Source organism: Streptomyces sp. NPDC001796 (genome assembly GCF_042892355.1).
Lineage (GTDB): Bacteria > Actinomycetota > Actinomycetes > Streptomycetales > Streptomycetaceae > Streptomyces.
The window spans coordinates 67,381-94,005 of the sequence record NZ_JBIAUC010000014.1 but is presented as its reverse complement, the minus strand read 5'-3'; the positions used below and the strand labels follow the sequence as shown (position 1 = coordinate 94,005).

The following is a 26,625-nucleotide window of genomic DNA, read 5'->3' as shown; positions in this document are numbered from 1 at the left end:
GCCGGTCCCGCAGGGGCCGGCCGCACGCTCTATGTGCACCTCCGGCTCAGCTGCTGCTGACGCTCTCGCTGTTGGTGGTGAAGTTCAGACCGCCGGACGAGGACGTGATCTCGAAGCCGAACTGCAGGTCCCCGATGGTCACGTTGCCGAACCAGCCCTTGGTGTCCTTGATCCACTTGAGGATCGGCAGGATGTCGACGGTGCCGGAGCTGGAGTTGGAGGTGCGGACGAACGAGAAGACGTCGTTCGAGCCGTTGTTGCCCTTGTAGACGGTCCAGGTGTGACCGCCCACCGTCACGTTGCCCTGCGAGGTGCCGAGCGGCCCGACGGCCCCGGTCCTGTTGACCCAGAGCATGATCTCGTACTTGTGGCCGGTGTCCCAGATGTCGTACGACGTGTTGTACACGCCTGAGGACGGCACCGTGACGTTGTAGCTGCTGGACAGCGAGGAGAGCGAGGTGATCGGCTTGTTGATCACCTTCTTGGCGTTCGGGTAGGACTTGATGCCGCCGGTGTCGGGGTGGTTCGCCCACACACCCCAGCTGGTGCCGGAGTTGGCCCAGATGCACTGGCTGCCGGCGCCGGAGCCCCAGATGTTGTTGTAGAGCGTGTAGCCGTTCAGTGTGGTGCTGCCCCACTGGTCGCAGGAGTTCCACACGGCGGCCTGGGCGGGGGCGGAGGCGATGCCGACGGTGGCGCCGAGCGCGAGTGCGGGGGCGATCAGCGCCTTGGTCAGCCTGTTCAGCGTGCGTATTGCCATGGTGTCCCTTCCATGGGTGGGGGGAATTGCTGCTGATCCTGCGGCCCCGGGGTGAGGACGCAGTCTTCGCCGGCGACGAGGTCGAGCGGGGTTGCGCCGGCGGAAGTCCTGAGGTCGACGCGGCAGCTGCGGGTGGGGCGCAGTACGGCTGTCGTCCGCTCGGGGCTCCAGGTGAGGTCGAGTTCGGCGCCGAACCGGGTGCGGACGCCGAGGAGCCGGCCCCGGGGGTACGCGGCGGGCAGCGCGGGCAGCAGTACCAGCCGGCCGGGCGTCGACTGGACGAGCGCTTCGATGAGCACGGCCGGGAGCGCGTGGGCCGCGTCGGCGTTGTAGACGTCGAGGTGCGGGTAGTGCGCGCTCATCAGGGAGAGGTGGAAGTAGTCGCCTTCCAGTACCTGGCCGAGGGCGTGCGCGACCCGGTCCGCGTCGCGCAGACGCGCGGCGACGAGCGCGTGGTGCAGGTGCCCGTGCGCCGAGTCGTTCTCGGCGCCGCGCAGTTCGAGCGCCCGGTGGGCGGCCGCGGCGAGGTCGGGCGTGTCATAGGGGTTGATCTCGTCGAGCGGCCACACGCCGTAGAGGTGGCTGAGATGACGGTGCTCGTAGGTGTCTTCCAGGCCGTGCCACGCCCATTCGGCGAGGGCGCCGTCGGCGTTGACGCGGTGCGGCGGGAGGCGGTCGGCGAGGGCGCGCCAGTCCTCCGCCCGGTCCGGGTGGTAGGCGGCGGCCGTGAGCAGCGCGTGCCGGGCCGCCGAGAGGTCCATGGCGGCGTTGACCGTGCCCCAGCTCGCGTTCGCGGGGCGGTTCTCGGGCGAGTAGGAGGGGACGACGACGAGCCGTCCGTCCCCGTCGGTGCGGGTGAGGAAGTCCTCGTAGAACGTGGCGACTTCGGCGAGGACGGCGGCGGTGCGCGGGTCTCGCTCGCCGTAGGTCTCGTCGTGGTCGACGAGCGGCTTGAGCAGCCAGTCGGCGCCCGCGGTCCACAGGTGCAGCGGGTACTCCCGGCTGAAGTGGTACGCGTACCCGGACTCGCCGTCGGTGTGCGCGGGGGCGACGACACCCCGGGCGCCGTAGACGGCGCGGGCGTTCTCCCGCCAGTGGTCGACTTGGCCGTGGACCAGCGCCGCGTGGGCTTCTGTGACCTCGGGCAGGGCGCCGGCCGACGCGGAGGCGGTCTGCAGGTTCAGGTTGGCGTCGGTGGTGAACGCACCGGACCACGCCGTGTTCCAGTCGCCGGTCCACAGGCCGGTCAGGCGGGGCGGGAGCATGCCGCTGGAGCTGAGCAGGTGGTAGCGGCCGGCGGCGAAGAGCCGCTCCAGAAGGGCGGCACTCGTGGGGTGCCGGGGGAGCTCGCTGCCGGGCAGGGCGCGTTCGGCGGCGTCCGCGTCGAGATCGAGGGTGGCGCGGAGGTAGGCCGGGCGGTGGAGCGCCTGATGGCGGTCGAGGAGCCCGGCGAAGGGTTCCTCGGAGGGCAGCAGGGCGCGCAGGGCCCGTGCCTCCGCGTGGGCGTCCAGTTCGCCGGTGTGCCGGTGCACCCGGGTCAGCAGCAGGACCGACTCGGCGTCGGTGATGCGTACGCCGTGCGGGGCGAGGGCGGTCGTGCCGCCGCTGACGACGGCCAGCGTCACGCCGGTGTAGGCGCGGTCGCTGCCCGGGTAGCGGGCGCGCAGGGTGAGGAGGGCGCCCTCGGCGGTGAGAGCGGTGCCGTGGCCGACGGCCAGGTCGCGTGGGGCGCCGGGCAGCCGGTGATCGAGGGACAGCTCGAGTACCGGTCCGGGGACGGTCACGTACTGCACGATCACGTCGTCCGCGCGCGAGACGAAGACCCGGCTGCTCCACCCCGCGCACGCGGCCGTCGTGACGCCCGTGGCGAAGTCCACCGACCGCCGGTAGTCGCGTCCCTCCCCCGCGGGCCGCCGCAGCCGCGTCTGGAACGCCGGGTGCAACGGCTGCACCCACTGCAGCTCCCGCCCGTCGGTGAAGTGTTCAGCGGCGGCGGTCTCGCCCGCGAGCAGCCGGTCCCGGAGGTCTTCGAGCCGGGAGGCCAGCTCGGGCGGCCGTGCGTGTTCGCTGCCGTTGGGGCGTACGAGGGCGTGATGCGTGACGATGACCCGGTCGTCGTTCGGATCACCGAACGTCATGGCGCCATGTCGGCCGTTGCCGCTCAGGAAGGCGTCCTCCCAGCGGGCGGCGGGACGGGGCTCCCAGGTTCCGTGCATGACTCCGCCGGTCATGGGCGCAGCACCGCCACTCCGTATCGGCCGAGGGCGAGGGTGTCCGTGACCGTCCCGCCGGTGAGCAGGTCGTGGTGGGGGCCCGGCACCGAGACCTGGACCGGCTCGCGCCGGTGGTTGAGCACGAAGAGCAGGTCGCCGCGCCGGACGGCCTCGACCCCGGTGGGCAGATCGTCGAGCACGGGCCGTGCGCCCGCCTCGGCGGCGATGCCCGCGAGCAGGTCGCGCAGCGCGTCCGGTTCGGGGAGCGTGGAGAGGTACCAGGCGCGGCCGGTGCGCAGGACGGCGGGGAGTCCGTCGAGTTCGCCGCCCTTGTAGCGGGCGGCCACGGCGTCCGGATGTGCGGCCTGGAGTTCCTCGGACCACAGCGTGCCGCGGAAGCCGCCTCGGGGGCCGTCGCACTCGACGGTCTCCCCGGCGTCCAGCGGCCACCACTCGTGCAGGGTGCCGATACCGAAGAGGTGCCGCAGCCGTGGGTCCATGCCACCGGGCCGTATCCGGTCGTCCCCGTCGGCGACACCGGTCAGGAAGCCGCAGACGAGGGTGCCGCCAGCGCGGACGTAGCCCAGGAGGTTCTCGATCGCGGCGTCCGTGAGGAGGTAGAGCTGTGGGACGACGACGAGACGGTACGCGGACAGGTCGTGCTCGGGGTGGGCGAAGTCGGCGGTGAGGTGGGCGTCCCAGAGGGCGCGATGCCAGGCGTGGAGGACGGCGGAGTGGTCGATCTCTGTGGAGGGGCGTCCGTCCTGCGCGGCCGCCCACCAGGAGTGCCAGTCGTGGACGATCGCCACATCGGCCTCGAGGCGACTGCCCGTCACCTCCGGACCGAGCCGGGCCAGCTCGGCGCCGAGCCGCTTGACCTCCTGGAACGTGCGGCCCTGCTCGCCGGCGTGGCTGACCATGCCCGAGTGGAACTTCTCCGCGCCCTGCCGGGACTGCCGCCACTGGAAGTAGCAGACGGCGTCGGCGCCCCGGGCGACGGCCTGGAGGGACCAGAGGCGGTTGAGGCCCGCCGGCTTGGGGTGGTTGACGCCACGCCAGTTGACGGGACCGGCCGCCTGCTCCATCAGCATCCAGGGTCCGCGGGCCTGGGAGCGGGTCAGGTCCTGGACGAGCGCGCCGTGCTGGGCGCCCAGCGGATCGCGCGGGTCGGGGTAGAGGTCGATGGAGACGACGTCCTCCTCCTCGGCCCAGCGCCAGGCGTCCTGCCCGAACCACAGCGGCATGAAGTTGGTGGTGACCGGGATGTGCGGGGTGTGCCGGCGGACGATGTCACGCTCGGCGACGTAGCACTCCAGCAGCATGTCGGAGGTGAAGCGCCGGAAGTCCAGCACCTGGGTGGGGTTCTTCATGTAGTGGGGCTGCCGGGGCGGCAGGATGCCGTCCCAGCTGTCGTAGCCCTGGCTCCAGAAGGCCGTGCCCCAGGCGGTGTTGAGCGCCTCCAGCGTGCCGTACTTCGCACGCAGCCAGCGGCGGAACGCCGCGGCCGCCTCGTCGCCGTAGTCGAAGGTGCAGTACTCGTTGTTGATGTGCCACATCGTGAGGGCCGGGTGGCCGGCGTAGCGGGCGGCCAGGTCCTCGGTGATGGCGGCGGCGTAGCGCCGGTAGGCGGCGCTGGAGTGCGAGAAGTGCTGACGGCCGCCCCACCACTCGATGCGGCCGTCGTCGCCGCGGGGCAGGGTCTCCGGGTGCAGCCGGCCCATCCAGGGCGGGGGCGAGGAGGTGGGCGTGGCGAGGACGACGCCGATGCCGTTGTCGTGCATCAGGTCCATCAGCGTGTCCAGCCAGCCGAACTCCCGTGCCCCCGGGTGGGGTTCGAGCTTCGCCCAGGCGAAGACACCGAGCGTCACGGAGTTGACCCCGGCGTCCTTCATCAGCCGGACGTCCTCGTGCCAGGTCTCCTCGGGCCACTGCTCGGGGTTGTAGTCGCCGCCGAAGAGGATGCGGCCGCGGGTGGCGTCCGCGAGGGCGGGTCGTGCGCCGTCGGCCATCAGACGGACTCCCTGTACTGGAGGCCCCGCCCGTTGGTCGCGAGGTGGACGAGGCCGTACACGGCGGGGTCGCCGGTGTCGGCCTCACCGAGGGCCGGTTCCGCGGCGTGCGCGTGGCCCGGCAGGGCGGGGACGGTGGTGGGGGCGGCAGCGGCCGCGGTCCCGGGGCGAACGGCACGTCGACTCAGGGGAGAGGTGGGCATGACTTACCTCGTTGTGTGCGCTCGGGGACATCCCGGAGGAGGGCGGAAGTGAGGCGTTGGGGCGCCGTGGCCGGCTGCGGGGCAGGAACAGATCGGCCACGGCGGGACTGAGGAGCGCCGGGCGTCAGCCCTTGATGGCTCCGGTGAGCATGCCCTTCTTGAAGTGCCGCTGGACGAAGGGTGAGGCGACCGCGACGGGGATCAGGGCGAGGACCATGACGGCCATCTGCAGTCCGAGTGCGGAGAGTTGACCGGTGCGGACCGCCTGCTGGAGGCCGGTGGGGGCCTCGGTGTTCTTCTGGACCAGCTGGATGAGGACGTTCTGCAGCGGCATCATCTGCTGGTCGGTGAGGTAGATGGAGGCGTTGAACCAGGCGCTCCAGTAGCCGACCGCGTAGAACAGCGAGATGACGGCCAGTACCGCGCGCGACAGCGGCATGATGATGGTCAGCAGGATGCGCAGGTCACCGGCCCCGTCGATGCGGGCGGACTCGGTGAGTTCGGGGGAGATCCCCATGAAGAAGGCCCGTAGTACGAGGATGTTGAAGACACTGACCGCGCTGGGCAGGATCAGCGACAGGTAGGTGTCGGTGAGCCCCAGTGACTGCACCAGAAGGTACGTCGGGATGAGGCCGGCCCTGAAGAACATGGTCGCCATCATGGTCATCAGGAAGAACCGATGGCCCAGAGTGCCCCGCCGGGACAGACCGTAGGCCGCCAGGACCGACACCGTCATCGAGAACAGCGTGCCGAAGAGCGTGACGCCGACCGAGACCATGATCGCCTGGCTGACCTGGCCGCCGCTGAGCAGTTCCGTGTAGTTGACGAAGGTGATGCCCTGGGGAATCACGACCAGACCGCCGACCCGGTCGATCACCGGTTTGGGCGAGAGGCTGGTGACGATCACGATCCACAGCGGACCGAGAACCCCCAGACAGCACAGGAGAAGGAATCCGCCCTTGGCGGTGAGTCCGGCCTTGCTGGGGGGCTCCTCCCACACGGGGCGCGCGGGTGCCTTGAGGCTGCGGATGAGCGTCGTGTTGAGACTCACTTCTTGTACACCCCCTGCTCACCGAGCAGATGCGCGACCTTGTTCGCGCCCAGGACGAGACACACTCCGATGACTCCCTTGGCGAGGCCGGCCGCGGCCGCGTAGCTGAAGTCGCCGTTCTGGATGCCGATGTTCCACACGTAGGTGTCGAGGACCTCGCTGGCCCCGGCACCGACCGCGTTTCGCTGGAGCAGGAACTGCTCGAAGCCGACGCTCAGCGCGTCGCCCACCCGCAGGACCAGCAGCAGCGCGACCACCGGGCGCAGCGCGGGCAGCGTCACGTGCCACATGCGTCGCCAGCGCCCCGCGCCGTCCATGGCGGCGGCCTCGTACAGATCGGTGCTGACGGCGGCCAGCGCGGCGAGGAAGACGATGATCCCCCAGCCGGCGTCCTTCCACACGGCCTGCGCGATGACCATGTACTTGAACACGCTCGCGTTGGTCATCAGGTCGAAGCCGCTCCACCCGTGATTCTCCAGGGTCTGCGCGATGATGCCCGCGCCGCCGAAGATCTGCTGGAAGACGGTGACCACGAGGACCCACGAGAAGAAGTGCGGCAGATACATGATCGCCTGCGCCACGGCCCGCACCCGGGGCCGGATCACGCTGTTGATGACCAGCGCGAGGGCGATGGGGATCGGGAAGAACAGCACCAGTTGCAGCACGAACAGCACGATGGTGTTCTTCGCGGCGCCCCAGAAGAGCGGGTCGTCGATCATCCGCGAGAACTGTTCCACGCCGACCCAGGGGCTGTGGAAGATCGCTGTGGCGCCGTTGCTCGAGGCGTACGGGTCGTAGTCCTGGAAGGCGACGACGTTGCCGAGCAGCGGGACGTAGTTGAAGATCAGGAGCAGGACGATGACGGGCAGCGTCATCAGGATGAGCGCGCGGTCGCGGCGCAACCGGACCCGGAAGGGAACCTTGCCGGCCCTGCCGGCCCCGCGCGGCACGCTCTTCGTCACGGTGGCTGCGGCGACCGCGGCCGTCGGTTCCTCGACGGCCGCGGGGGGACGTGTCCCGTCAGGCCTGCTCCCGGCCGTGAGGGACATCAGTTGCCACTGCCGTTCTTGTCGAGGAGCTGCTTGTACCAGTCGCGCAGCTTGTCGCCGCCGGAGGACTTCCAGGTGGAGATGGCCTGCTGTACGTCGGACAGCTTCTTGTTGCCGCGCACGTAGTCGATCTCCAGTTGCTCGAACTGGCTGGAGAGGTTGGCGTAGCGGCTCGGCTCGATGATGTTCATGCCGTAGGTGGACGTCTTCTTCACGAAGGCACCCTGCCGCTGCTGCCACTCGACCTGCTTGCGGGCGACCTCGGGGAAGTCGGGGTGGGCGAGGTAGGGAGCCGGAGCCGCCAGCATCACCCAGGCGTTGTTCACCTCCTGGTTACCCAGGTCGTTCTTGACCGGCACGCCGTTCTTGACCGTGTAGTGGGTGCCCTCGACGCCGTAGTCGACGAACATCCGCTCCTTGGTGCCGTAGGGGGCTGCCGCGAAGTTGGCGGCGGCCAGCGCGTTCTCGATCGTGTCCTTGGAGGCGCCCTTGCGGATCATCGACCAGATGCTGGCGGGCGGGGCGGCGTACAGCGTCGGGCTGCCGCCGGCGGCGGCGAAGTAGTCCATGCCGTCGATCTGGAAGCCGGGGTTGGACTTGGCCTGTTCGGCGGTCAGGCCGTACCAGCCGGACATGTCGTTGTTGAAGACCAGGATCTGCCCGGCGGTGAACCGCTGGCTGGCGTCTCCCGTGTTCGCCTTGTCGTCGGGATGGACCACGCCCGCGTCGAACAGCTTGCGGACCCACTCCAGGTGTTCGAGGTACTCGGGGTGCTCGATGCGGTACGTCAGCTTGCCGTCGGCCCCGATGTTCCAGCCCAGCGGCCCGGCGGGGAGGACACCGAAGATGCCCGCCGCACTCCACCTCATGTCGCCACAGGCCCACACCTTGGCCTTGGCGCTGGTGGCCTCCTTGGCCCAGCTGAGGAACTCGTCGGCCGACTTGGGAACGGTGTAGCCCTTCTTGTCGAAGATGTCCTTGCGGTAGAAGGGCACGATGTTGGGCACGGGGGCGGCGGGCATCGGGATGCCGCGCAGCGCGCCGCCGAAGATGCTCATGCGCCAGGAATCGGACGGTATCGCGGCCAGGTTCGGGTACTTCTTGACCTTGTCGCCCGCCAGGTAGGGGCCCAGGTCCATGAACTTCGCGCTGACCGCGCTCGGAATCTTGCCGACCAGTTCCCAGCTGGGCACGACCACCATGTCCGGTATGGAGCTGGAGGCGAGCACGGCGCCGAGCTTCTCACCGTAGGTGTTGCCGTCCTGGTTCTGCCACGTGATCTTGGTGCCCGCCGCCGCGTCGAGTGCCTTGTAGTACGCGCAATCAGGTTTCGGCGGGGTGCCCCAGAGCGGGGACATGATCGTGAAGGCGGCGCCGGTGCCGAGCTTGTCCGGGACCGACGTGGCAAGGGACGCCAGATCGATCTTGCTGGTGAAACCGGCGGCCGACCCGTTCTTCGACGGAATGTCCGGCTTGGCGACCGTGCTGGCGACGTACGTCGGGAGCATCTTGTCCGCGGTCTTGCGTGACGTAGTGCCCTCACGCGAGCCGCTGTCCGAACCGCCGCAGGCGGCCAGCAGCGGCATCCCACCGGCCACAGCTGCGGTGGCGACCGCCGTGGAGGCGAGGAAGCTTCTCCGGCTGGGCCCGGAAGAGGCGGTAGCGAAGTTCGGCGTCATTGCGTCAACCCTTCGTGGCGCACCAGGACACCCGGCGGAAGAGCCGTCGGCTGCGGTGTCTCGAGTGGAACTTGGCTGAGCTGAAGCGGCGGTGACGGCGGAGGGGGAATGGTGAGCACGCTGAGCGGGCCAACCGCAGTCGAAGCGCTTCGATGTTGCTGCGAGGTTAAGTGAACACCTGGGGGCGCACAAGGGTCGCTTCCAAGATTCCTCCCAGGCGCGGAGACACCGGTCGAGCGGGTTGGAAAGGCTTGGAATGACGGTGAGGAAACGGAGTTGTCGCGTCTGGGTGTCTTGACACCCGCCCAGGGTCCATTGAGCATCGAAGCGCTTCGAAAGTGCCCCGCCGTTCGACTCCGAAGGATCACCACGTGACCGCACAGACGCCGCCCGCGCCCCCTTTCCGTGATCCGCAGCTGCCGTTCGCGAAGCGCATCGACGACCTGCTGGCGCGGCTGACGCTCGATGAGAAGATCGCGTTCCTGCACCAGTTCGTGCCCGCCGTCGAGCGCCTCGGCATCGCCGCGTTCCGCACCGGCCAGGAGGCGCTGCACGGAGTGGCGTGGATGGGCCCGGCGACGGTGTTCCCGCAGGCCGTCGGGTTCGGCGCGACCTGGAACGAGGACCTGGTGCGCCGGGTCGGCGAGGCGGTCTCCAAGGAGGTCCGCGCGATGCGCGCCCGCGACGAGCGCGTCGGTCTCAACGTCTGGTCGCCCACGGTCAACCTGCTGCGCCACCCGCTGTGGGGCCGCAACGAGGAGGGCTACTCGGAGGACCCGCAGCTGACCTCGGCGATCGCGACGGCGTACACGCGCGGTCTGCGAGGCGACCATCCGACGTACTGGCGCACCGCCCCGGTCCTCAAGCACTGGCTCGCCCACAACAACGAGACGAACCGCGACACCACCTCCTCCTCGGTCCGCCCGCGGGTGCTGCACGAGTACGACCTGCGGGCGTTCCGCGAGGCGGTCCAGGCGGGCTCGGTGGCCGGGGTGATGCCCGCGTACAACCTGGTCAACGGCCGCCCCAACCATGTCTCGCCGTATCTGCGCGAGCACCTGCGCCGCTGGAGCGACCAGGAGCTGCTGGTCTGCTCGGACGCGAGCGCGCCGTCCAACCTGGTCGACTCCGAGCACTACTTCGACACGCACGAGGAGGCGACGGCCGCGGCGATCCAGGCCGGCGTCGACAGCTTCACCGACCACGGCACGGACAGCTCGACGATCGTCGCGCGGATCAAGGGCGCACTGGTGCAGGGGCTTCTCAGCGAGGACGACGTCGACCAGGCGGTGCGCCGGCAGCTCTCGGTGCGGTTCCGGCTCGGCGAGTTCGACCCGCGCCTCGACCCGCATGCGGGGACGGGGGACTTCGACACCCCGGCCCACCGGGCGCTCGCCCAGGAGGCCGCGGAGCAGGCGGTCGTGCTGCTGAAGAACGACGGCCTGCTGCCGCTCGCCGACGACGTGCGCGTCGCGGCGGTCGGGCTGCTCGCCGACGAGTGCAAGCTCGACTGGTACAGCGGCACGCTGATCCACCGGTCCACACCTCTGGAGGGCCTGTACGAACGCTTCGGCCCCGATCACGTGGACTTCGCGGAGGGTGTGGACCGGGTACGTCTGAAGACCTCCGCCGGCGCATATCTGCGGGTGCCCGCGGCCGAGGCCGACGACGTGGTGCGCGGCGCCGAGGGCGCCCTGGACCCGGCGCTGCTCCAGGGCCGCACGGACCTGCCGCCGCTCACCGCCGACGCCCGCGGCAGCGAACTCGCGCTGATCGACTGGGGCGAGGGCCTGCTGACCTTCCGCGCCCCCGACGGGCGGTACCTCTCGGTCGCCGACGACGGGTACGTCCGCGCGTCCGCGGACCAGCCCGGCGGCTGGGTCGTCCAGGAGACGTTCCGCCTGGAACCCCACGGCAGCGGCCACCTCCTGAAGCATGTCGGGACGGGCGGGTACGTGTCGGTCGCCGCCGACGGCGTGAAGGTTGCCGACGACCAGAGGGAAGTCTTCGAACTGGAGGTGATCGAGCGCGGCGAGGACGCGGTCACCCGCGCGGCCGCCGGAGCGGACGTGGTGCTCGTCTTCGCGGGCAACGACCCGCACCTGAACGGCCGCGAGACCGAGGACCGTACGACACTGCGCCTGCCCGATCACCAGGAGCGCCTGCTGCGCGCGGCCTGTGTCGCGAACCCGCGCACGGCGCTGGTCCTGGTCTCCGCCTACCCGTACGCGGTCGACCCGGCGGACCTCCCGGCCGTGCTGTGGACCGCGCACGGCGGCCAGGCCGCGGGCACCGCGCTGGCCCGGGTGCTGTCCGGCGACGTCTCCCCCGCGGGCCGCCTGCCGCAGACCTGGTACGCGGACGACGCGGACCTGCCCGATCTGCTCGACTACGACGTGATCGGCAGCCGCCAGACGTATCTGTACTTCGAGGGAACGCCGCTGTTCCCGTTCGGGCACGGACTGTCCTACGCGTCCTTCGCCTACGGCGACCTCGCCGCCCGGGTGGTGGACGGGCGGGTGGCGGTCTCCTTCACCGTGACCAACACGAGCACGCGAGCTGCCGACGAGGTCGCCCAGGTGTACGCCCGGGCGGTCGATCCGTCGGTACCGCGTCCGCGCCGCGAGCTGGTCGCCCACCGGCGCGTGCACCTGGCGCCCGGCGCCTCGGCGGAGCTGGCCTTCGAGGTGCCGCTCAGCGCCCTGGAGTTCTGGGACGTGGCGCACGGGCGGTGGCGGATCGAGCCGGGCCCGCACGAGATCCTGGTGGGCGCGTCGAGCGAGGACATCCGGCTGCGGACGACGTTCGAGCCGCCCGGTGAGCCGGCCGGACCGCGCCCGGTGCGTGAACGGGGCCTTCAGGCCGCCGACTTCGACGAGCAGCGGGGCACGGTGATCGTCGACCGTACGAAGGTGTCGGGGGACTCCGTGGCACCGGTGGAGGGCGGGACGGGCGAACTGCTCTTCCGGTGCTGCGACTTCGGGGACGGCGTCACGGGCGTGTCGGCGCAGCTCGCGGGCGAGGGGGTCCTCGAGGTCCTGCTGGACGGAGGCGATCCGCCGGCCGTGCTCACCCTCGCCGTCCCCACCGGCCCGTACGACTACACCACCGTGGACGCCGCGTTCACCGCCTCCGGTGTGCACGACGTCCGTCTCAGGCTGCGCGGCCCGCTGCGGCTCGCGCGCGTCGGCTTCTCCGGTTGAGGGTCCGGACCAGGCCGACGCACCGACGGCCGGAGCCCCCGCACAGCGGGCTCCGGCCGTCGTTCTGCGGGTGGGATCAGAGGGCGAGGCCCGTCAGGACCAGCACCCGCTCGTAGGTGTAGTCGTCCATCGCGAACTTCACGCCCTCGCGTCCGACACCGGACAGCTTGGCGCCGCCGTAGGGCATCTGGTCGGCGCGGTAGGACGGCACGTCGCCGATGACCACGCCGCCGACCTCGAGGGCACGGTGGGCGCGGAAGGCGACCTGGAGGTCGTGGGTGAACACGCCCGCCTGGAGGCCGTACTTGGAGTCGTTGACCGCGTCGAACGCCTCGGCCTCGCCGTCCACCTTCTGCACGGTGAGGACGGGCCCGAAGACCTCCTCGCAGGAGATGGTCACATCGGCGGGGACGTCGGTGAGGACGGTCGGCGCGTAGGAGGCGCCGTCCCGCTTGCCGCCGGTGAGCAGCGTGGCGCCCGCGTTCACCGCCTCGTCGACCCAGGACTCCACGCGCTTGGCGGCGTCCTCGCTGACCAGCGGGCCGACATCGGTCGCGGCGTCGGAGGGGTCGCCGGTGACCTGTGCCTCGACGGCGGCGACGATGCGCGGCAGCAGCCGGTCGTACACCGAGGCGTCGGCGATCACGCGCTGCACGGAGATGCAGGACTGGCCGCCCTGGTAGTTGGAGAAGGTGGCGATGCGGTTCGCGGCCCAGTCCAGGTCCTCGTCGCTCGCGTAGTCGGCGAGCACGACGGCCGCGCCGTTGCCGCCCAGTTCCAGCGTGCAGTGCTTGCGCGGCACCGAGTCCATGATCGCGTAGCCGACCTTCTCGGAGCCGGTGAAGGAGATGACCGGCAGGCGCTCGTCCTGGACGAGGGCGGGCATGCGGTCGTTGGGGACCGGAAGGATCGACCAGGAGCCGGCGGGCAGCTCGGTCTCGGCGAGCAGCTCGCCGATGATCAGGCCGGACAGCGGGGTGGCCGGGGCGGGCTTGAGGATGATCGGGGCGCCGGCGGCGATGGCCGGGGCGACCTTGTGGGCGCACAGGTTCAGCGGGAAGTTGAACGGCGCGATGCCGAGGACGACGCCCTTGGGGAAGCGGCGGGTCAGCGCCAGACGGCCCTGGCCGCCGGCGTCGGTGTCCAGGCGCTGGGCCTCGCCGCCGTTGAAGCGGCGGGCCTCCTCGGCGGCGAAGCGGAACACGGAGACGGCACGGCCGACCTCGCCGCGCGCCCACTTGACGGGCTTGCCGTTCTCGGCGGAGATCAGCTGCGCTATCTCCTCGGTGCGCTCCGCGAGCCGCTTCGAGACGTGGTCGAGGGCGGCGGCGCGGACGTGGGCCGGGGTGGCGGCGAACTCGTCGCGCACCGCGTACGCGGCGGCCACGGCCTCCTCGACCTGCGCCTCGGTCGGGACACTGACCTTTCCGACGAGCCGGCCGTCCCACGGGGAGGTGACGTCGAAGGTGGTCTCGCCGGTGGCCTGGCGGCCGGCGAGCCAGAAGGCGTGGGTGGAAGTCATAGCGTTCAGTCCCGGCCCTTCCGAGGTTGGCTGGTGCTTGGGGTTGCGTGCTCCACGGTAGGGCCGGGGCGGCGACGGGTCGTTTGTCCGGGCAGTCGCAGTGCCCGGCCGGGCTTGGACGCCGCGTACAGAGGCGTCGGCGTCACTCCCCCGCCGCTGCCGTGGCCTTGAGCGCGAGCCACAGTTCCATCCGGACGTCCGGGTCGTCCAGGGAGCGGCCCAGGATCTCCTCGACCCGGCGCATCCGGTAGCGCAGCGTATGGCGGTGGACGCCGAGGTCGGCCGCCGCCGCGTCCCACTGGCCGTGACGGGACAGCCAGGCCCGCAGCGAGGCGACCAGGTCGCCTCGGCCCGTCGCGTCGTGTTCGCGCAGGGCGCGCAGCAGTCCGTCCGCGAAGGCGCGTACGGCGTCGTCCTGGAGCAGCGGCAGCACCGATCCGGTCGCCAGTTCCTCGTGCTCGACCAGCGCCCGGCCGCGCCGCCGGGCCACCGAGAGCGCCTGTTCGGCCTGTTTGTAGGCGGCTGCCGCGGCGATCGGCCCGGCAGGCGCCGACATCCCGACCACCAGTTCGTCCTCGTCGGTGGCCGACTGCTCGCGGGCGGCGGCCCGGGCCGCCTGGACCGCCGGCGCGTACTCCTGGCAGGCGGCGACGGCTGCGCCCCCGTCGACGGCGAGGATCACGAGCCGGGCCTTCCCCTCCGGCACGACGAGCACGGCCTCGCCGGAGCGGGCGGCGGCGGACTCGACGGTCTCCGCGAGCCCCTCCAGGGGGTCGCCGTCCGTGTCGGCCGCAGCGAGCGCGGCGGCGGTCGGCTGCGCGGTCACCACGCGCGCGTGCCCGTCCGCGTGCGCCCGGGCGGCCGACGCGGACGCCGACTCGGCGACGATCACCCGGAAGGGGGCGTCCAGGAGGTCGCCGTACAGGTCCCCGGACACGGCGCGGGCGTGGTCCGGTTGCCCGGCCAGCAGCATCCGCAGCACGGCCCCGCCGATCCGCTGCTCGGCGGCTTGCAGGGACCGGGAGCGTTCGGTGGTGAGGGTGAGCAGGGCGATGGCCGAGTGCACGGCGTACCGCTCGGCGGTGCCCAGCGGGGCGGCCGTGCCCACGGCGAGCGCGGCGCGCGGGCGCCGTCCGGTGCCGAGGGAGTGCAGTTCGACCCGGTCCTCTCCGTTCGCCTCTCCGTTCGACCCGCCGACCACGGAGGTGGCCGGCGCGGGCCGCTCCCGCAGGCGCTCGACGTCGGCGGTGAGCCGTGCCGCGCGCCGTCCCGCCCACTCGGGCGCGGCGGCGACGACGGCGCCGGAGGCGTCGTACAGGGCGGCCCAGCCGTCGACCTGGGCGGCGAGCGCGGCGAGCAGTCCCTCGGGTCCGTCGCTGAGGGCCTGCCTGGTCAGCTCGCGCTGCGCGGCGAACCCCGCGGTCACGGCCCGGTACTGGTCGGCGGCGATCGCGGCGGAGACGGCCTTGCTGATGGCGAGGAACGGGGTGCGGCGCGGCACCTCGAGGAGCGGGAGCCCCTCCTCGCGGGCCGCGTCCACGAGGGCTTTGGGGACCTCGTCGTAGTTGACGCCGACGGCGAAACCGAGGCCGACCACGCCCGCGCCCACCAGCCGCTTCACATAGCGGCGCATGGCCTCCGGATCCTCCGCGTCCAGCTTCAGCGCGGTGATCAGGAGCAGTTCGCCGCCCTCCATGTAGGGCACGGGGTCGGCGAGTTCGCTGACGTGTGCCCAGCGGACCGGGACGTCCAGGCGGTCCTCGCCCGCGCGCACGGCCAGCTTGAGCGCGGAGTGGTGGACGAGCGAGGCGAGGGTGAGGGGCATGGGGCCTTCGGTCCTGTGTGATCTCTGCGATCGTTGCGATCATCGTGTGATCGTCGTGATCCTTTGGCCGCCGCGTATGAACGACCTATGCCGATTCTGCCTCACCGTACGGTCGGCGCGTGCCCTGATCCCCGTCAGTTCCGTAGATCCACCAGCAGCGGCGGGGCGTGCTCGCCCTTCACATTCGTCAGGGAGAGCACCGCGTGCCCCGGCGGCACGGCGTGCGCCAGTTCGGAGGCCGACCACCGCTCGCGCTCGACCTGGCGGACGGTCACCGCGCGCGCGGTCGGCGCGTGGCCGGTGATCACACGGCGCAGCATGTGCAGGGCCTTGCCCGCCGGGGTCTCGGCGATGATCTGCCGGTCGGTGACGTCCCGGGTCTCGGTCCACTCCTTGCCCCACACCTCGGCGAAGTCCTGGCCGTCCCAGGGGGTGAGGCCGGACAGCGCCATCCGGCACCCGGTGGCGCCGAGCAGGGGCCCGCGCAGCGGCCGGGGCACGTCGTCCAGGGTGCGCAGGGTGAGGACGGCACCGGCGTTCGCGGACCTGAGCCGCTGGATGCCGCGGACGGCCTCGGGCGTGACGACCCCGCTCGCGTCGTCGAGGAGCAGGCAGGCGAACAGCGACCGGTCCTCACGGGCGGCCACACTGGCCGTGAACTGGGCGAGCACCAGTCGAGCGAGGATCCGCGAGGCGTCGGCGTGACCGCGCTCGGGCAGGTCGATGCGGACCCGCACCGGGTGGTCGAGGGCACGCAGCGAGAACGGCCGGGTCTGCCCGGAAGTGTCGAAGAACTGTGCGAAGGCGGGCCGGTCGAGCAGCGCGACCCGGTCGGCGAGGACGCCGCCGACGTCGCCGGGGTGCCGGGACTGCCGCTCCCGGGCGTCCAGTTCGCGCAGCAGGGCGTCCTGTCCGGTGTCCTGCAGGGCCTTGCGCAGGGCGGCGAGGGGCCCGGGTGCGCCGTCGAGGAGCTGACGCAGCTCCGGTACGGACGGGAAGCGGCCGTGGACGGCCCGGAAGGGCCCGAGGAGCTGGGCGAGGACGGTGGCGGAGCGGCGGCTGTCCCCGCCGGGGTGCGGGTCGGCGAGGTCGCCGACGAGCGCCTCGGCGAGCACGGACGCCGCCTCGTCCGGGTCGGTGGTCCCGCCGTACAGGTCCAGGTCGTAGACGGATTCGGGGTGTCCGACGCGTACGACGACGTCGTAGGCGTCCACCGGTCCGAGCCCGGCGCCGGCCGCCCCGACCACGACGACGGCGGCCCGCCCGGTGAGCGCGTGCAGGCACAGCGACTCGGCGAGCGGCCACACCAGCGAGCTGGTCTTGCCCGACCCGGCGGGCCCCACGGCGACCAGGGAGGTGGCGAGCAGGTCTGGGCCGAGGGCGAGTCCGCTGCCGCGGTATGCGTAGGGGTTGCGGGGGTCGTCGACGGTGGTGCCGAGCCGGACCTGACCGGTGAACAAGTCGTGGCGGGCGAGCCGGGCGGGCAGGTCCCGCTCCCCGGACGGGTGCGGGCAGGCGGCGGCGCCGTCCTTGAGGACCGCGCCGGTGAACGTCGTCAGGTCGTGCCGCCCGCTGAGCACGCCCTGCCAGGCGCGGGTGATGCGGGCGTGGTCGACGTCGCGCATCAGCCCGGCGTGCGCGTCGGCGGCGAGCCGGTCGGCGGCCTCGTGCGCCCCGGCGGCGCGGAGCTGGTTGAACCGGGCGGGGTCGTCCTCGGGCGCCGGGGGCTTCTCGGCCACGGGGACGGCGGCGCGCCAGGCGGGCGGTCCGAAGCGGCGCCAGACCTCGCCCCAGCGGCCGAGCTTGCCGACCGTGAGCATGATGGCGAGGGCGATCACCGTGTAGTAGCCGTACCAGAGGACCGCGTTGCCGACGCGGTCGTTGCTGTGCCGCCAGGAGTCGGGGGTGAACAGCTCCAGCGGTACCACCCACCAGCCGCCGAGGTAGCCGTTCCACAGCAGCGACCAGATCAGCCAGCCGACCAGGAAGGCGATCAGCGCTCCGCTGAGCAGCTGCCGTGTCGGGATCCGCTCCGGTTCCTGCTCGGGGCGCGGCCGGTGCCCGAAGCGCCACACGCCGGGCAGCGCGGGCGGCCGTGGCGCCCGCAGCCAGGCCAGGAACGCCGAGCCGTCCGGCCGCGGCGGCAGCCCGGGGGCGTGCGCCGGGCGGGGCGGCACCGGGGGCGGTCCCGCCGGACGCGGCACGGGATTGGCCCGTGTGCTCCGTGCGTCCTGCGTTCCGTCGCTGTCCATCGCCGTTGCCCCCTGACCAGCCGCTCCGTCCACCATCAGCGAGTCAATCTAACGTCCTCGCAAGGGGAGTTCACCGCATACGCGACCGGGTGTCCGGTGAGGCGTCCCCTTCCGTGGTGTCCACCGCTATGTCCACGGCGGACAAGCGGGCGCGCGCAAGGCGCCCACATGGAGCATGCCCACCCTCCGCGGCCCGTCTTAGCCTGCGGGAAAAGAAGGCAAGCGTCCGAAAAACACCTTCGTCGACACGATCCGTCGACATGCCGAACGCAAGATCATCAGGGAGCCCCCATGACCGCACTTCCGCAGGAGCGCCGCGTCGTCACCGCCATCCCCGGCCCGAAGTCGCTCGAGCTGCAGGCCCGTCGCACCGCCGCGGTAGCGCAGGGCGTGGGCTCCGTGCTGCCGGTCTTCACCACGCGCGCGGGCGGCGGGATCATCGAGGACGTCGACGGCAACCGGCTGATCGACTTCGGATCCGGTATCGCCGTGACGTCCGTGGGCGCCTCCGCCGAGGCCGTCGTACGCCGGGCGTCGGCACAGCTTCAGGACTTCACGCACACCTGTTTCATGGTCACGCCGTACGAGGGCTATGTGGCCGTCGCCGAGGCGCTGGCCGAGCTCACGCCGGGTGACCACGCCAAGAAGTCGGCGCTGTTCAACTCGGGCGCCGAGGCCGTCGAGAACGCGGTCAAGATCGCCCGCGCGTACACCAAGCGCCAGGCGGTCGTCGTCTTCGACCACGGCTACCACGGCCGCACGAACCTCACGATGGCGCTGACGGCGAAGAACATGCCGTACAAGCACGGCTTCGGTCCGTTCGCGCCGGAGGTCTACCGGATGCCGATGGCGTACGCCTACCGCTGGCCGACCGGCCCGGAGCACTGCGGTCCCGAGGCCGCCGCGCAGGCCATCGACCAGATCACGAAGCAGGTCGGCGCGGACAACGTGGCCGCGATCATCATCGAGCCGGTGCTCGGGGAGGGCGGCTTCATCGAGCCGGCGAAGGGCTTCCTGCCCGCGCTGCGCCAGTTCGCCACGGACAACGGCATCGTCTTCGTCGCCGACGAGATCCAGTCGGGCTTCTGCCGCACCGGGCAGTGGTTCGCGTGCGAGGACGAGGGCATCGTCCCGGACCTGATCACCACCGCCAAGGGCATCGCGGGCGGCCTCCCGCTCGCGGCTGTCACCGGCCGCGCCGAGATCATGGACGCCGCGCACGCGGGCGGTCTGGGCGGCACCTACGGCGGCAACCCGGTCGCCTGCGCGGGCGCGCTCGGCGCCATCGAGACGATGAAGGAACTCGACCTCAACGCCCGGGCGAAGGAGATCGAGGCGACCATGAAGGCCCGCCTGACGGCGATGGCCGAGAAGTTCGACGTGATCGGCGACGTGCGCGGCCGCGGCGCGATGATCGCGATCGAGCTGGTGAAGGACCGTACGACGAAGGAGCCGAACCCGGAGGCGACCTCGGCGCTCGCCAAGGCCTGCCACCAGGAGGGCCTGCTGGTCCTGACCTGTGGCACCTACGGCAACGTGCTGCGCTTCCTGCCGCCGCTGGTGATCGGCCAGGACCTGCTGAACGAGGGCCTGGACATCATCGAGCAGGCTTTCTCGCGCATCTGACCGCCAACGTCAGAGGGTGTGAAGAAGGTGTGCGAGGTGGATGGCGGGACGCGATTCCGGCTGTCGGAGCGGTTTTCCCTGCCGTAGGTTCTACCCAGATGAGAGATACACCCGCTCACAGGGGACTGTGGGCGGCACTGGGCCGGGGCCTCCCCAGCTTCGACCTGGTCGTGCCCTCGCGCACACAAGGAGCCTTCGGCTCCGGATCTCCTCATGATCGGACGGCCGCACGCCCCAAACCCCCCGGGGCGGGCGGCACCCCGATCACTACGGCCGCCTCGGAACCACCCCCCCTGTTCCGGGGCGGCCGTCCCGCGTTCTGCCTCACCCGTTCAGGGGCGGCCGTCCCCGCGTTCCGCCTCACCCGTTCAGGGGCCAGGCCTCCCAGACGAGGTCCAGGCGGTGGTACGCGTCGTCGAACCACTCGTCCTTCAGGGGAACCGTCACGGTCACCGTGGTCAAGGACGTCGAGGCGTCCTCGACGGTGACGCGGCACCGTTCGCCGTCCTCGTCGCGTTCGACGAACAGCCGGGGGCCCCGTGTGCCCTCACGCCAGGCGATGTCCCGACCGGCGTCCAGCGCGTCCAGGGCCTGCTGCCACTGCCGCAGGTCCTCGGGCAGGAGCCGGGCGGCGACACTGCCCCGCACGAAGGGGGTGTCCACCAGGAACTCCCCGGCCAGTACCCGGGTCGCGTCCGGATCCTTCCGAGGCTCCACGCCCGTGATCCGGAGCACGACGCTGTTGCCCTCGCCTTCCAGGCGCATCAGGTCGATCGGCGCATCGGCCATTCCAGCCTCCCCCACTCAAGTGCTGCCCCACACTAACCGCCGCCACCGACACCCGGGCGGGACCCGGCCACGGCGGCCCGGCCGGCCGGTGTGAAGCTGTCCGACGTGTCGTCGTCCCGAGAACCCGCCCCCCACCGCAGGTGGCCGGCCTGTGTCCTGGCCGCCTCCGTCCTCCTGTTCCTCCTCCTCACCTGGCAGGTCGTCGTTCAGGGGCCGCTCGCGCGGGCCGACCGGCGGCTGAGCGGTGACCTGGTCCGTCCCGACCGGGTCTCCGGGGTTCTCGCCGACCTGGGGAACGTGTCCGTCGCCGTGCCGGTCCTCGCCGTGGTGCTCATGTGCGTCGCCTGGCGTGCCCGGCGCGCCGGAATGCGGCGATGGTGGCTGCCGTCCGTCGCCGCGGCCGTCCTGATGGCCGTCGTCCCGGTGGTCGTCGTCCCGCTCAAGGACCTCGTCGCCCGGCCGGGCCCACCCGTGATGGGCCCGGCCACCGGCTTCTTTCCCTCCGGCCACACGGCCACCGCCGCCATCGCCTACGGTTCGGCGGCCCTCGTCCTGTGGCCCTGGCTGCGCACGTCGTACGCCCGCCGCGGCGTGCTCCTCGCCTGCCTCGCCCTCAACCTCGGCGTGGCCTTCGGCCTGGTCCGCCACGGCTATCACTGGCCCCTGGACGTCGTGGCCGGCTGGTGCCTGTGCGCCGTGCCGCTGACCGGCCTCGCGGTGTTCCTCGGCCGGGGCTACCGGCCGTAGGGCCGGCGCCAGGCCCTCAGCTGTCGAAGCCCAGACCCAGTCTGTCCATGGTCCTCAGCCACAGGTTGCGCCGCCCCGCGTGCGCGTCCGCCCGCGCCAGCGACCACTTCGTCAGCGCGATGCCCGTCCAGGCGAACGGCTCCGGCGGGAACGGCAGTGGCTTCCTGCGGACCATCCGGAGTTCCGTACGCTCCGTGCGCTCCCCCGCCAGCAGGTCCAGCATCACCTCCGCGCCGAAACGGGTCGCGCCCACGCCGAGGCCCGTGTAACCGGCCGCGTACGTCACCCGCCCCTGGTGGGCCGTGCCGAAGAACGCCGAGAAGCGCGAGCAGGTGTCGATCGCCCCGCCCCACGCGTGGGTGAAGCGGACCCCCTCCAGCTGCGGGAAGCAGGTGAAGAAGTGCCCGGCGAGCTTGGCGTAGGTCTCCGGGCGGTCGTCGTACTCGGCGCGCACCCGGCCGCCGTACGGGTAGATCGCGTCGTAGCCGCCCCACAGGACGCGGTTGTCGGCCGAGAGCCGGAAGTAGTGGAACTGGTTCGCCGAGTCCCCGAGGCCCTGGCGGTTCTTCCAGCCGATCGAGGCCAGCTGGTCTGCGGTGAGCGGCTCGGTCATCAGCGCGTAGTCGTAGACCGGGATCGTGTACGAGCGGACACGCCGCACCAGGTTCGGGAAGACGTTCGTACCGAGCGCGACGCGCCGCGCGCGCACCTCGCCGTACGGGGTGCGGACGGCCATGCCGGCGCCGTACGGCTTCAGGGTGAGGGCGGGCGTGTGCTCGTGGATGCGGACGCCGAGCCGCAGGCAGGCCCGCTTGAGGCCCCAGGCGAGCTTCGCCGGGTGCACCAGGGCCACACCCCGGCGGTCGTACAGGCCCGCCAGGAAGGTCGGCGAGTCGACCTGTTCCCTCACCGCGTCCGCGTCCAGGTACTCGACGCCGTCGGCGAGGCCCCGGCGTTCCATCTCCTCGTACCAGTCCTTCAGTTCCCACGCCTGGTACGTCTCGGTGGCCACGTCGATCTCGCCGGAGCGCTCGAAGTCGCAGTCCAGCGCGTGGCGGGCGACCGCCTTCTCGATCTCGTCGAGGTTGCGGGCGCCCAGCTCCTGCAGCTTGTGGATCTCGTCCGGCCAGCGGGAAAGCCCGTTGGGCAGGCCGTGGGTGAGGGATGCGGCGCAGAACCCTCCGTTGCGGCCGGAGGCGGCCCAGCCCACCTCACGGCCCTCCACCAGCACCACGTCCCGCGCGGGGTCGCGCTCCTTGGCGATCAGTGCGGTCCACAGTCCGCTGTAGCCGCCGCCCACGACCAGCAGGTCGCAGGTGTCGGCGCCGGTGAGCGCGGGCTCGGGGCGGGGCCTTGCGGGGTCGTCCAGCCAGTACGGGACCGGCCGGGCTTCGGAAAGGGATTTCGTCCAACGGGTCATGGCGCTCGGGGCCATGATGTCAACTCCCTACGGAATTCCAAGGACCGGAAGACTATGCCTTCCGGCGCTTTCTGCGGTTGCCGGCGGCCATGGACGCCAGCACGAACAGGACGGCGACGACGAACATCGTCGTGCCGATGACATTGATCTGGACGGGCGTTCCGCGCTGCGCCGACCCCCACACGAACATGGGGAAGGTGACGGTGGCGCCCGCGTTGAAATTGGTGATGATGAAATCGTCGAAGGACAGCGCGAAGGCGAGCAGCGCGCCGGCGGCGATTCCGGGGGCGGCGATGGGAAGCGTGACCCTGAGGAACGTCTGCGCCGGACCCGCGTACAGGTCCTGCGCGGCCTGTTCCAGCCTCGGGTCCATCGACATCACGCGCGCCTTGACCGCGGTGACGACGAAGCTGAGGCAGAACATGATGTGCGCGATCAGGATGGTCCAGAAGCCGAGCGATGCGCCCATGTTGAGGAACAGGGTGAGCAGCGAGGCCGCCATGACGACCTCGGGCATCGCCATCGGCAGGAAGATCAGTGAGTTCACGGCGCCGCGCGCGCGGAAGCGGTAGCGGACCAGCGCGAAGGCGATCATCGTGCCGAGGACCGTGGCGCCGAGCGTCGCCCACACGGCGATCTGGAGGCTGACCGCCAGCGAGCCGCACATTCCGGCGACGCCGCACGGATCCTTCCAGGCGTCCATGGAGAACTGCTGCCACTCGTAATTGAAGCGGCCGGTCGGCTTGTTGAAGGAGAACACCGTGACGACGACGTTCGGAAGCAGGAGATATCCGAGCGTCAGCAGTCCGGCGATGACGACGAGATGGCGCTTGAGCCAGTTGAGGAAGGTCATCTTTAAACCAGATCCTCCGTGCCGGACCTGCGGATGTAGACCGTGACCATGACGAGGATCGCGGCCATCAGGATGAAGGAGAGGGCGGCGGCCTTCGGATAGTCGAGGACGGTCAGGAACTGTGTCTGGATGACGTTGCCCACCATGCGGGTGTCCGTGGAGCCGAGCAGGTCGGCGTTCACGTAGTCGCCTGCCGCCGGGATGAAGGTCAGCAGGGTGCCGGAGACCACACCTGGCATCGACAGCGGGAAGGTGACCTTCCGGAAGGTGGTGAAGGGCTGGGCGTACAGATCGCCCGCCGCCTCGTGCAGGCGCGGGTCGATGCGCTCCAGCGAGGTGTACAGCGGCAGGATCATGAACGGCAGGAAGTTGTACGTCAGTCCGCACACCACCGCGAGCGGGGTGGCGAGCACGCGGTCGCCGGAGGTCCAGCCGAGCCAGTTGGTGACGTCCAGGACGTGCAGGGTGTTGAGGGCGCCGACGACCGGGCCGCCGTCCGCGAGGATCGTCTTCCAGGCGAGCGTACGGATCAGGAAGCTGGTGAAGAACGGCGCGATCACCAGGATCATGATCAGGTTCCGCCAGCGGCCCGCGCGGAACGCGATGAGGTACGCGAGCGGGTACCCGAGGAGCAGACACAGCAGCGTCGCGGCGGCCGCGTAGAGGACCGACCGCACGAACTGCGGCCAGTACGCGGACAGCGCGTCCCAGTAGGTGGCGAAGTGCCAGGTGACCTTGTAACCCTGCTCCAGAGAGCCGGTCTGCACCGACGTGGACGCCTGGTAGATCATCGGCAGCGCGAAGAAGACCAGCAGCCACAGGATGCCCGGCAGCAGCAGCCAGTACGGCGTGAGGCGGCCCCGTCTGCGCGGGGGCTTCTGCTGCCGGGGGGCGGTGGGTGCGAGGGGCGGGGGCGCCTCGGTGACGGCGGCCATCAGGCGGCCACCCCCTCTTCCGGCTCCACGGTCCCGACGCCGGCGTCGATGTCCTGAGCCGCGTCGAGGCCGAAGGTGTGGGCCGGGCTCCAGTGCAGGACGACTTCCGCGCCGGGCACCAGACGGGGGTCGCGGTCGATGTTCTGGGCGTAGACCGCGAACTCCGGGCAGACCGGGCTGTCGACGACGTACTGGGTGGAGACGCCGATGAAACTCGCGTCGGCGATCCTGCCGGAGATGCGGTTGCGGCCCTCGGGGACCTCGCCCGCGTCGTCGGCGTGGGTGAGGGAGATCTTCTCCGGGCGCACCCCGACCAGGACCTTGCCGCCGGGTTTCGTCTGCGCGGAGCAGCGCGCCTCGGGCAGGGTCAGCTTGCCGCCGCCCGCCTTGAGGACGATCTCCTCGCCGTATCTGGAGTCGACCTCGGCCTCGATCAGGTTGGAGGTGCCGAGGAAGTTGGCGACGAACGTCGTCCGCGGGTTCTCGTACAGGTCGGTGGGCGAGCCGAGTTGCTCGACCCGGCCCGCGTTCATCACGGCGACCGTGTCGGCCATCGTCATGGCCTCCTCCTGGTCGTGCGTGACATGGATGAAGGTGATGCCGACCTCGGTCTGGATCCGCTTGAGCTCCAGTTGCATCTGGCGGCGCAGCTTGAGGTCGAGCGCGCCGAGCGGTTCGTCCAGGAGGAGCACCTTGGGGTGGTTGATCAGCGCACGGGCCACGGCGACGCGCTGCTGCTGCCCGCCGGAGAGCTGGTGCGGCTTCTTGCGCGCCTGCTCGCCGAGCTGCACCAGCTCCAGCATGTCCTCGACCTGCTTCTTCACCGACTTGATGCCGCGCCGGCGCAGGCCGAAGGCGACGTTCTCGAAGATGTCCAGGTGCGGGAAGAGGGCGTAGGACTGGAAGACCGTGTTCACCGGGCGTTTGTACGGCGGCAGGTGCGTGACGTCCTGGTCGCCGAGGCGGACGGCGCCGCTCGTGGGTTCCTCCAGGCCGGCGATCATGCGCAGGGTGGTGGTCTTGCCGCAGCCGGAGGCGCCGAGCAGGGCGAAGAAGGACCCCTGGGGCACGGTCAGGTCGAGCGGGTGCACGGCGGTGAAGGAGCCGTAGGTCTTGCTGATGCCCGTCAGGCGGACGTCGGCGCCGGTGTCTGTCGTGGTGGTCATCGTCGTCACGCCCCTGTGAGCTTCGCGAACTTCGCTTCGTAGGCCGTCTCTTCCTTCTGCGTCAGCGAACGGAAGGCGTGGGACTTGGCGGCCATGGTCTTGTCGGGAATGATCAGCGGGTTGTTCGCCGCCGACTTGTCGATCTTCGCGAGGTGGTCCTTCACGCCGTCGACGGGAGACACGTAGTTGATGTAGGCGGCGAGCGCGGCGGCCTGCTCGGGCTCGTAGTAGAAGTCGATGAGCCTCTCGGCGTTGGTCTTGTGGCGCGCCTTGTTGGGGATCAGCAGGTTGTCGGTCGACGTCAAGTAGCCGCTGTCCGGGATGACGTAGTCGACGTCCGGGCTGTCGGCCTTGAGCTGGACGACGTCGCCGCCCCAGGCGACGCAGGCGGCCAGGTCGCCCTTGGTGAGGTCGGACGTGTAGTCGTTCCCGGTGAAGCGGCGGATCTGGCCCTTGTCGACGGCCTTCTGCAGGCGCGCCATCGCCGCGTCGAAGTCGTCGTCGGTGAACTTCGCGGGGTCCTTGCCCATGTCGAGCAACGTCATGCCGACGCTGTCGCGCATCTCCGACAGGAAACCCACGCGGCCCTTGAGCTTGGGGTTGTCGAGCAGGTCCGAGACCGACCTGACCTCGACGCCGTCGAGGGCCTTCTTGTTGAACGCGATGACCGTGTCGATGCCCTGCCAGGGGTAGGAGTAGGCGCGGCCGGGGTCCCAGTCGGGGCTGCGGAACTGGGCCGACAGGTTGGCGAAGGCGTGCGGCAGGTTCGACGGGTCCAGTTTCTGCACCCAGCCGAGGCGGATGAGCCGGGCGGCCAGCCAGTCGGTGAGGACGATGAGGTCGCGGCCGGTGTCCTGGCCGGCGGCGAGCTGCGGCTTGATCTTGCCGAAGAACTCGTTGTTGTCGTTGATGTCCTCGGTGTACTTGACCTTGATCCCGGTCCGGCGGGCGAACGTGTCGAGCGTCGGGTGGTGCTTGCCGCTGTCGTCCACGTCGATGTACTCGGGCCAGTTGGAGAAGTTGACGACCTTCTCCTTCGCCGAGAAGTCCTGGGTGGACGTGCCGCCCTGTGTCTTGCCGGCCGGCGGGATGCCGCAGGCGCTCAGCGCCCCCAGTCCGCCCACGGCGAGCACACCGCCCGCGGAGGCGCGCAGCAGCGAACGGCGGGTCAGGGCGGCCCGGCCGCCGCGGAAACTGCGCCGCATGGCGGCCGCTCGGGCCGGGGTCAGGCGGTCGGGCTCGTACTGCTCCATGCGCGTGGTGCCCTTTCGGAGGTGGTGCCCTTTCGGGAGGGTGTGCGGCCGCGGGTCGGGCGGCCCGTCT

At 71.1% G+C, this 26,625-nt stretch carries 19 protein-coding genes; 3 read left to right on the top strand and 16 right to left on the bottom strand.

From position 1 onward, the window contains the following. Positions 1–46 precede the first annotated feature (46 nt). The 7 genes from ACFYZE_RS25515 to ACFYZE_RS25485 all read right to left on the bottom strand — a co-directional run bounded on the left by ACFYZE_RS25515 (position 47) and on the right by ACFYZE_RS25485 (position 8,964). Positions 47–760, bottom strand: coding sequence for a hypothetical protein (locus ACFYZE_RS25515; protein WP_388998411.1), 714 nt, complete (start codon positions 758–760; stop codon positions 47–49). After that, the gene (locus tag ACFYZE_RS25510) at positions 742–2,991 is read right to left on the bottom strand and encodes a glycoside hydrolase N-terminal domain-containing protein (RefSeq protein WP_388998408.1); all 2,250 of its coding nucleotides are present in this window, start codon (positions 2,989–2,991) and stop codon (positions 742–744) included. The genes ACFYZE_RS25515 and ACFYZE_RS25510 overlap by 19 nt, the downstream gene beginning before the upstream one ends. Beyond that, the gene (locus ACFYZE_RS25505; protein ID WP_388998406.1) at positions 2,988–4,982 is read right to left on the bottom strand and encodes a beta-galactosidase; all 1,995 of its coding nucleotides are present in this window, start codon (positions 4,980–4,982) and stop codon (positions 2,988–2,990) included. The genes ACFYZE_RS25510 and ACFYZE_RS25505 overlap by 4 nt, the downstream gene beginning before the upstream one ends. Next, entirely contained in the window at positions 4,982–5,185 is a 204-nt protein-coding gene (locus ACFYZE_RS25500; RefSeq protein WP_388998404.1) for a hypothetical protein, read from the bottom strand. Before ACFYZE_RS25500 ends, ACFYZE_RS25505 begins: the two co-directional genes overlap by 1 nt. 124 nt (positions 5,186–5,309) lie before the next feature. Beyond that, positions 5,310–6,236 (bottom strand): carbohydrate ABC transporter permease, encoded by a 927-nt coding sequence (locus ACFYZE_RS25495; protein WP_388998401.1) that lies wholly within the window; start codon positions 6,234–6,236, stop codon positions 5,310–5,312. Then, positions 6,233–7,285, bottom strand: coding sequence for an ABC transporter permease (locus ACFYZE_RS25490; protein WP_388998398.1), 1,053 nt, complete (start codon positions 7,283–7,285; stop codon positions 6,233–6,235). The genes ACFYZE_RS25495 and ACFYZE_RS25490 overlap by 4 nt, the downstream gene beginning before the upstream one ends. Next, positions 7,285–8,964: an extracellular solute-binding protein gene (locus ACFYZE_RS25485; protein ID WP_388998395.1), complete on the bottom strand. Its 1,680-nt coding sequence runs from the start codon at positions 8,962–8,964 to the stop codon at positions 7,285–7,287. The genes ACFYZE_RS25490 and ACFYZE_RS25485 overlap by 1 nt, the downstream gene beginning before the upstream one ends. 371 nt (positions 8,965–9,335) lie before the next feature. Here ACFYZE_RS25485 and ACFYZE_RS25480 point away from each other — a divergent pair, with 371 nt between their 5' ends. After that, entirely contained in the window at positions 9,336–12,167 is a 2,832-nt protein-coding gene (locus ACFYZE_RS25480; protein WP_388998392.1) for a glycoside hydrolase family 3 C-terminal domain-containing protein, read from the top strand. Positions 12,168–12,243: 76 nt separating this feature from the next. Here ACFYZE_RS25480 and ACFYZE_RS25475 read toward each other — a convergent pair whose 3' ends face one another. From ACFYZE_RS25475 to ACFYZE_RS25465, 3 genes are all read right to left on the bottom strand, one after another. Beyond that, positions 12,244–13,689, bottom strand: coding sequence for an aldehyde dehydrogenase family protein (locus ACFYZE_RS25475; protein ID WP_388998389.1), 1,446 nt, complete (start codon positions 13,687–13,689; stop codon positions 12,244–12,246). 142 nt (positions 13,690–13,831) lie between these two features. Then, positions 13,832–15,514 carry a PucR family transcriptional regulator gene (locus tag ACFYZE_RS25470; RefSeq protein WP_388998386.1) on the bottom strand — a complete coding sequence of 561 codons (1,683 nt, stop codon included), beginning with the start codon at positions 15,512–15,514 and terminating at the stop codon, positions 13,832–13,834. A 134-nt stretch (positions 15,515–15,648) separates the two neighbouring features. Beyond that, positions 15,649–17,766, bottom strand: coding sequence for an ATP-binding protein (locus ACFYZE_RS25465; RefSeq protein WP_388998383.1), 2,118 nt, complete (start codon positions 17,764–17,766; stop codon positions 15,649–15,651). A 291-nt stretch (positions 17,767–18,057) separates the two neighbouring features. Here ACFYZE_RS25465 and gabT point away from each other — a divergent pair, with 291 nt between their 5' ends. Beyond that, positions 18,058–19,392: a 4-aminobutyrate--2-oxoglutarate transaminase gene (gene gabT, locus ACFYZE_RS25460; RefSeq protein ID WP_388998380.1), complete on the top strand. Its 1,335-nt coding sequence runs from the start codon at positions 18,058–18,060 to the stop codon at positions 19,390–19,392. A 360-nt stretch (positions 19,393–19,752) separates the two neighbouring features. Here gabT and ACFYZE_RS25455 read toward each other — a convergent pair whose 3' ends face one another. Then, positions 19,753–20,181: a DUF5959 family protein gene (locus ACFYZE_RS25455; protein WP_388998377.1), complete on the bottom strand. Its 429-nt coding sequence runs from the start codon at positions 20,179–20,181 to the stop codon at positions 19,753–19,755. Between the two features lie 105 nt (positions 20,182–20,286). Between ACFYZE_RS25455 and ACFYZE_RS25450 the strand changes: the two genes are divergently transcribed. Continuing rightward, positions 20,287–20,928 carry a phosphatase PAP2 family protein gene (locus tag ACFYZE_RS25450; protein ID WP_388998374.1) on the top strand — a complete coding sequence of 214 codons (642 nt, stop codon included), beginning with the start codon at positions 20,287–20,289 and terminating at the stop codon, positions 20,926–20,928. Positions 20,929–20,944: 16 nt separating this feature from the next. Here the strand turns inward: ACFYZE_RS25450 and ACFYZE_RS25445 are convergent, their stop codons facing one another. The 5 genes from ACFYZE_RS25445 to ACFYZE_RS25425 are packed head-to-tail and all read right to left on the bottom strand — an operon-like array spanning position 20,945 to position 26,555. Continuing rightward, a complete protein-coding gene (locus tag ACFYZE_RS25445) occupies positions 20,945–22,363 on the bottom strand; it encodes an NAD(P)/FAD-dependent oxidoreductase (RefSeq protein ID WP_388998371.1) in 1,419 nt (472 codons plus the stop codon). A gap of 37 nt (positions 22,364–22,400) precedes the next feature. Then, positions 22,401–23,201 (bottom strand): ABC transporter permease, encoded by an 801-nt coding sequence (locus ACFYZE_RS25440; RefSeq protein ID WP_388998368.1) that lies wholly within the window; start codon positions 23,199–23,201, stop codon positions 22,401–22,403. A gap of 2 nt (positions 23,202–23,203) precedes the next feature. Beyond that, complete coding sequence (locus ACFYZE_RS25435) at positions 23,204–24,136, bottom strand: ABC transporter permease (protein ID WP_388998366.1); 933 nt, start codon at positions 24,134–24,136, stop codon at positions 23,204–23,206. Continuing rightward, on the bottom strand, positions 24,136–25,311 hold the full coding sequence (locus ACFYZE_RS25430; RefSeq protein WP_388998363.1) for an ABC transporter ATP-binding protein: 1,176 nt from the start codon (positions 25,309–25,311) through the stop codon (positions 24,136–24,138). Before ACFYZE_RS25430 ends, ACFYZE_RS25435 begins: the two co-directional genes overlap by 1 nt. Beyond that, a complete protein-coding gene (locus ACFYZE_RS25425) occupies positions 25,308–26,555 on the bottom strand; it encodes a spermidine/putrescine ABC transporter substrate-binding protein (protein ID WP_388998360.1) in 1,248 nt (415 codons plus the stop codon). The genes ACFYZE_RS25430 and ACFYZE_RS25425 overlap by 4 nt, the downstream gene beginning before the upstream one ends. Positions 26,556–26,625 lie beyond the last annotated feature (70 nt).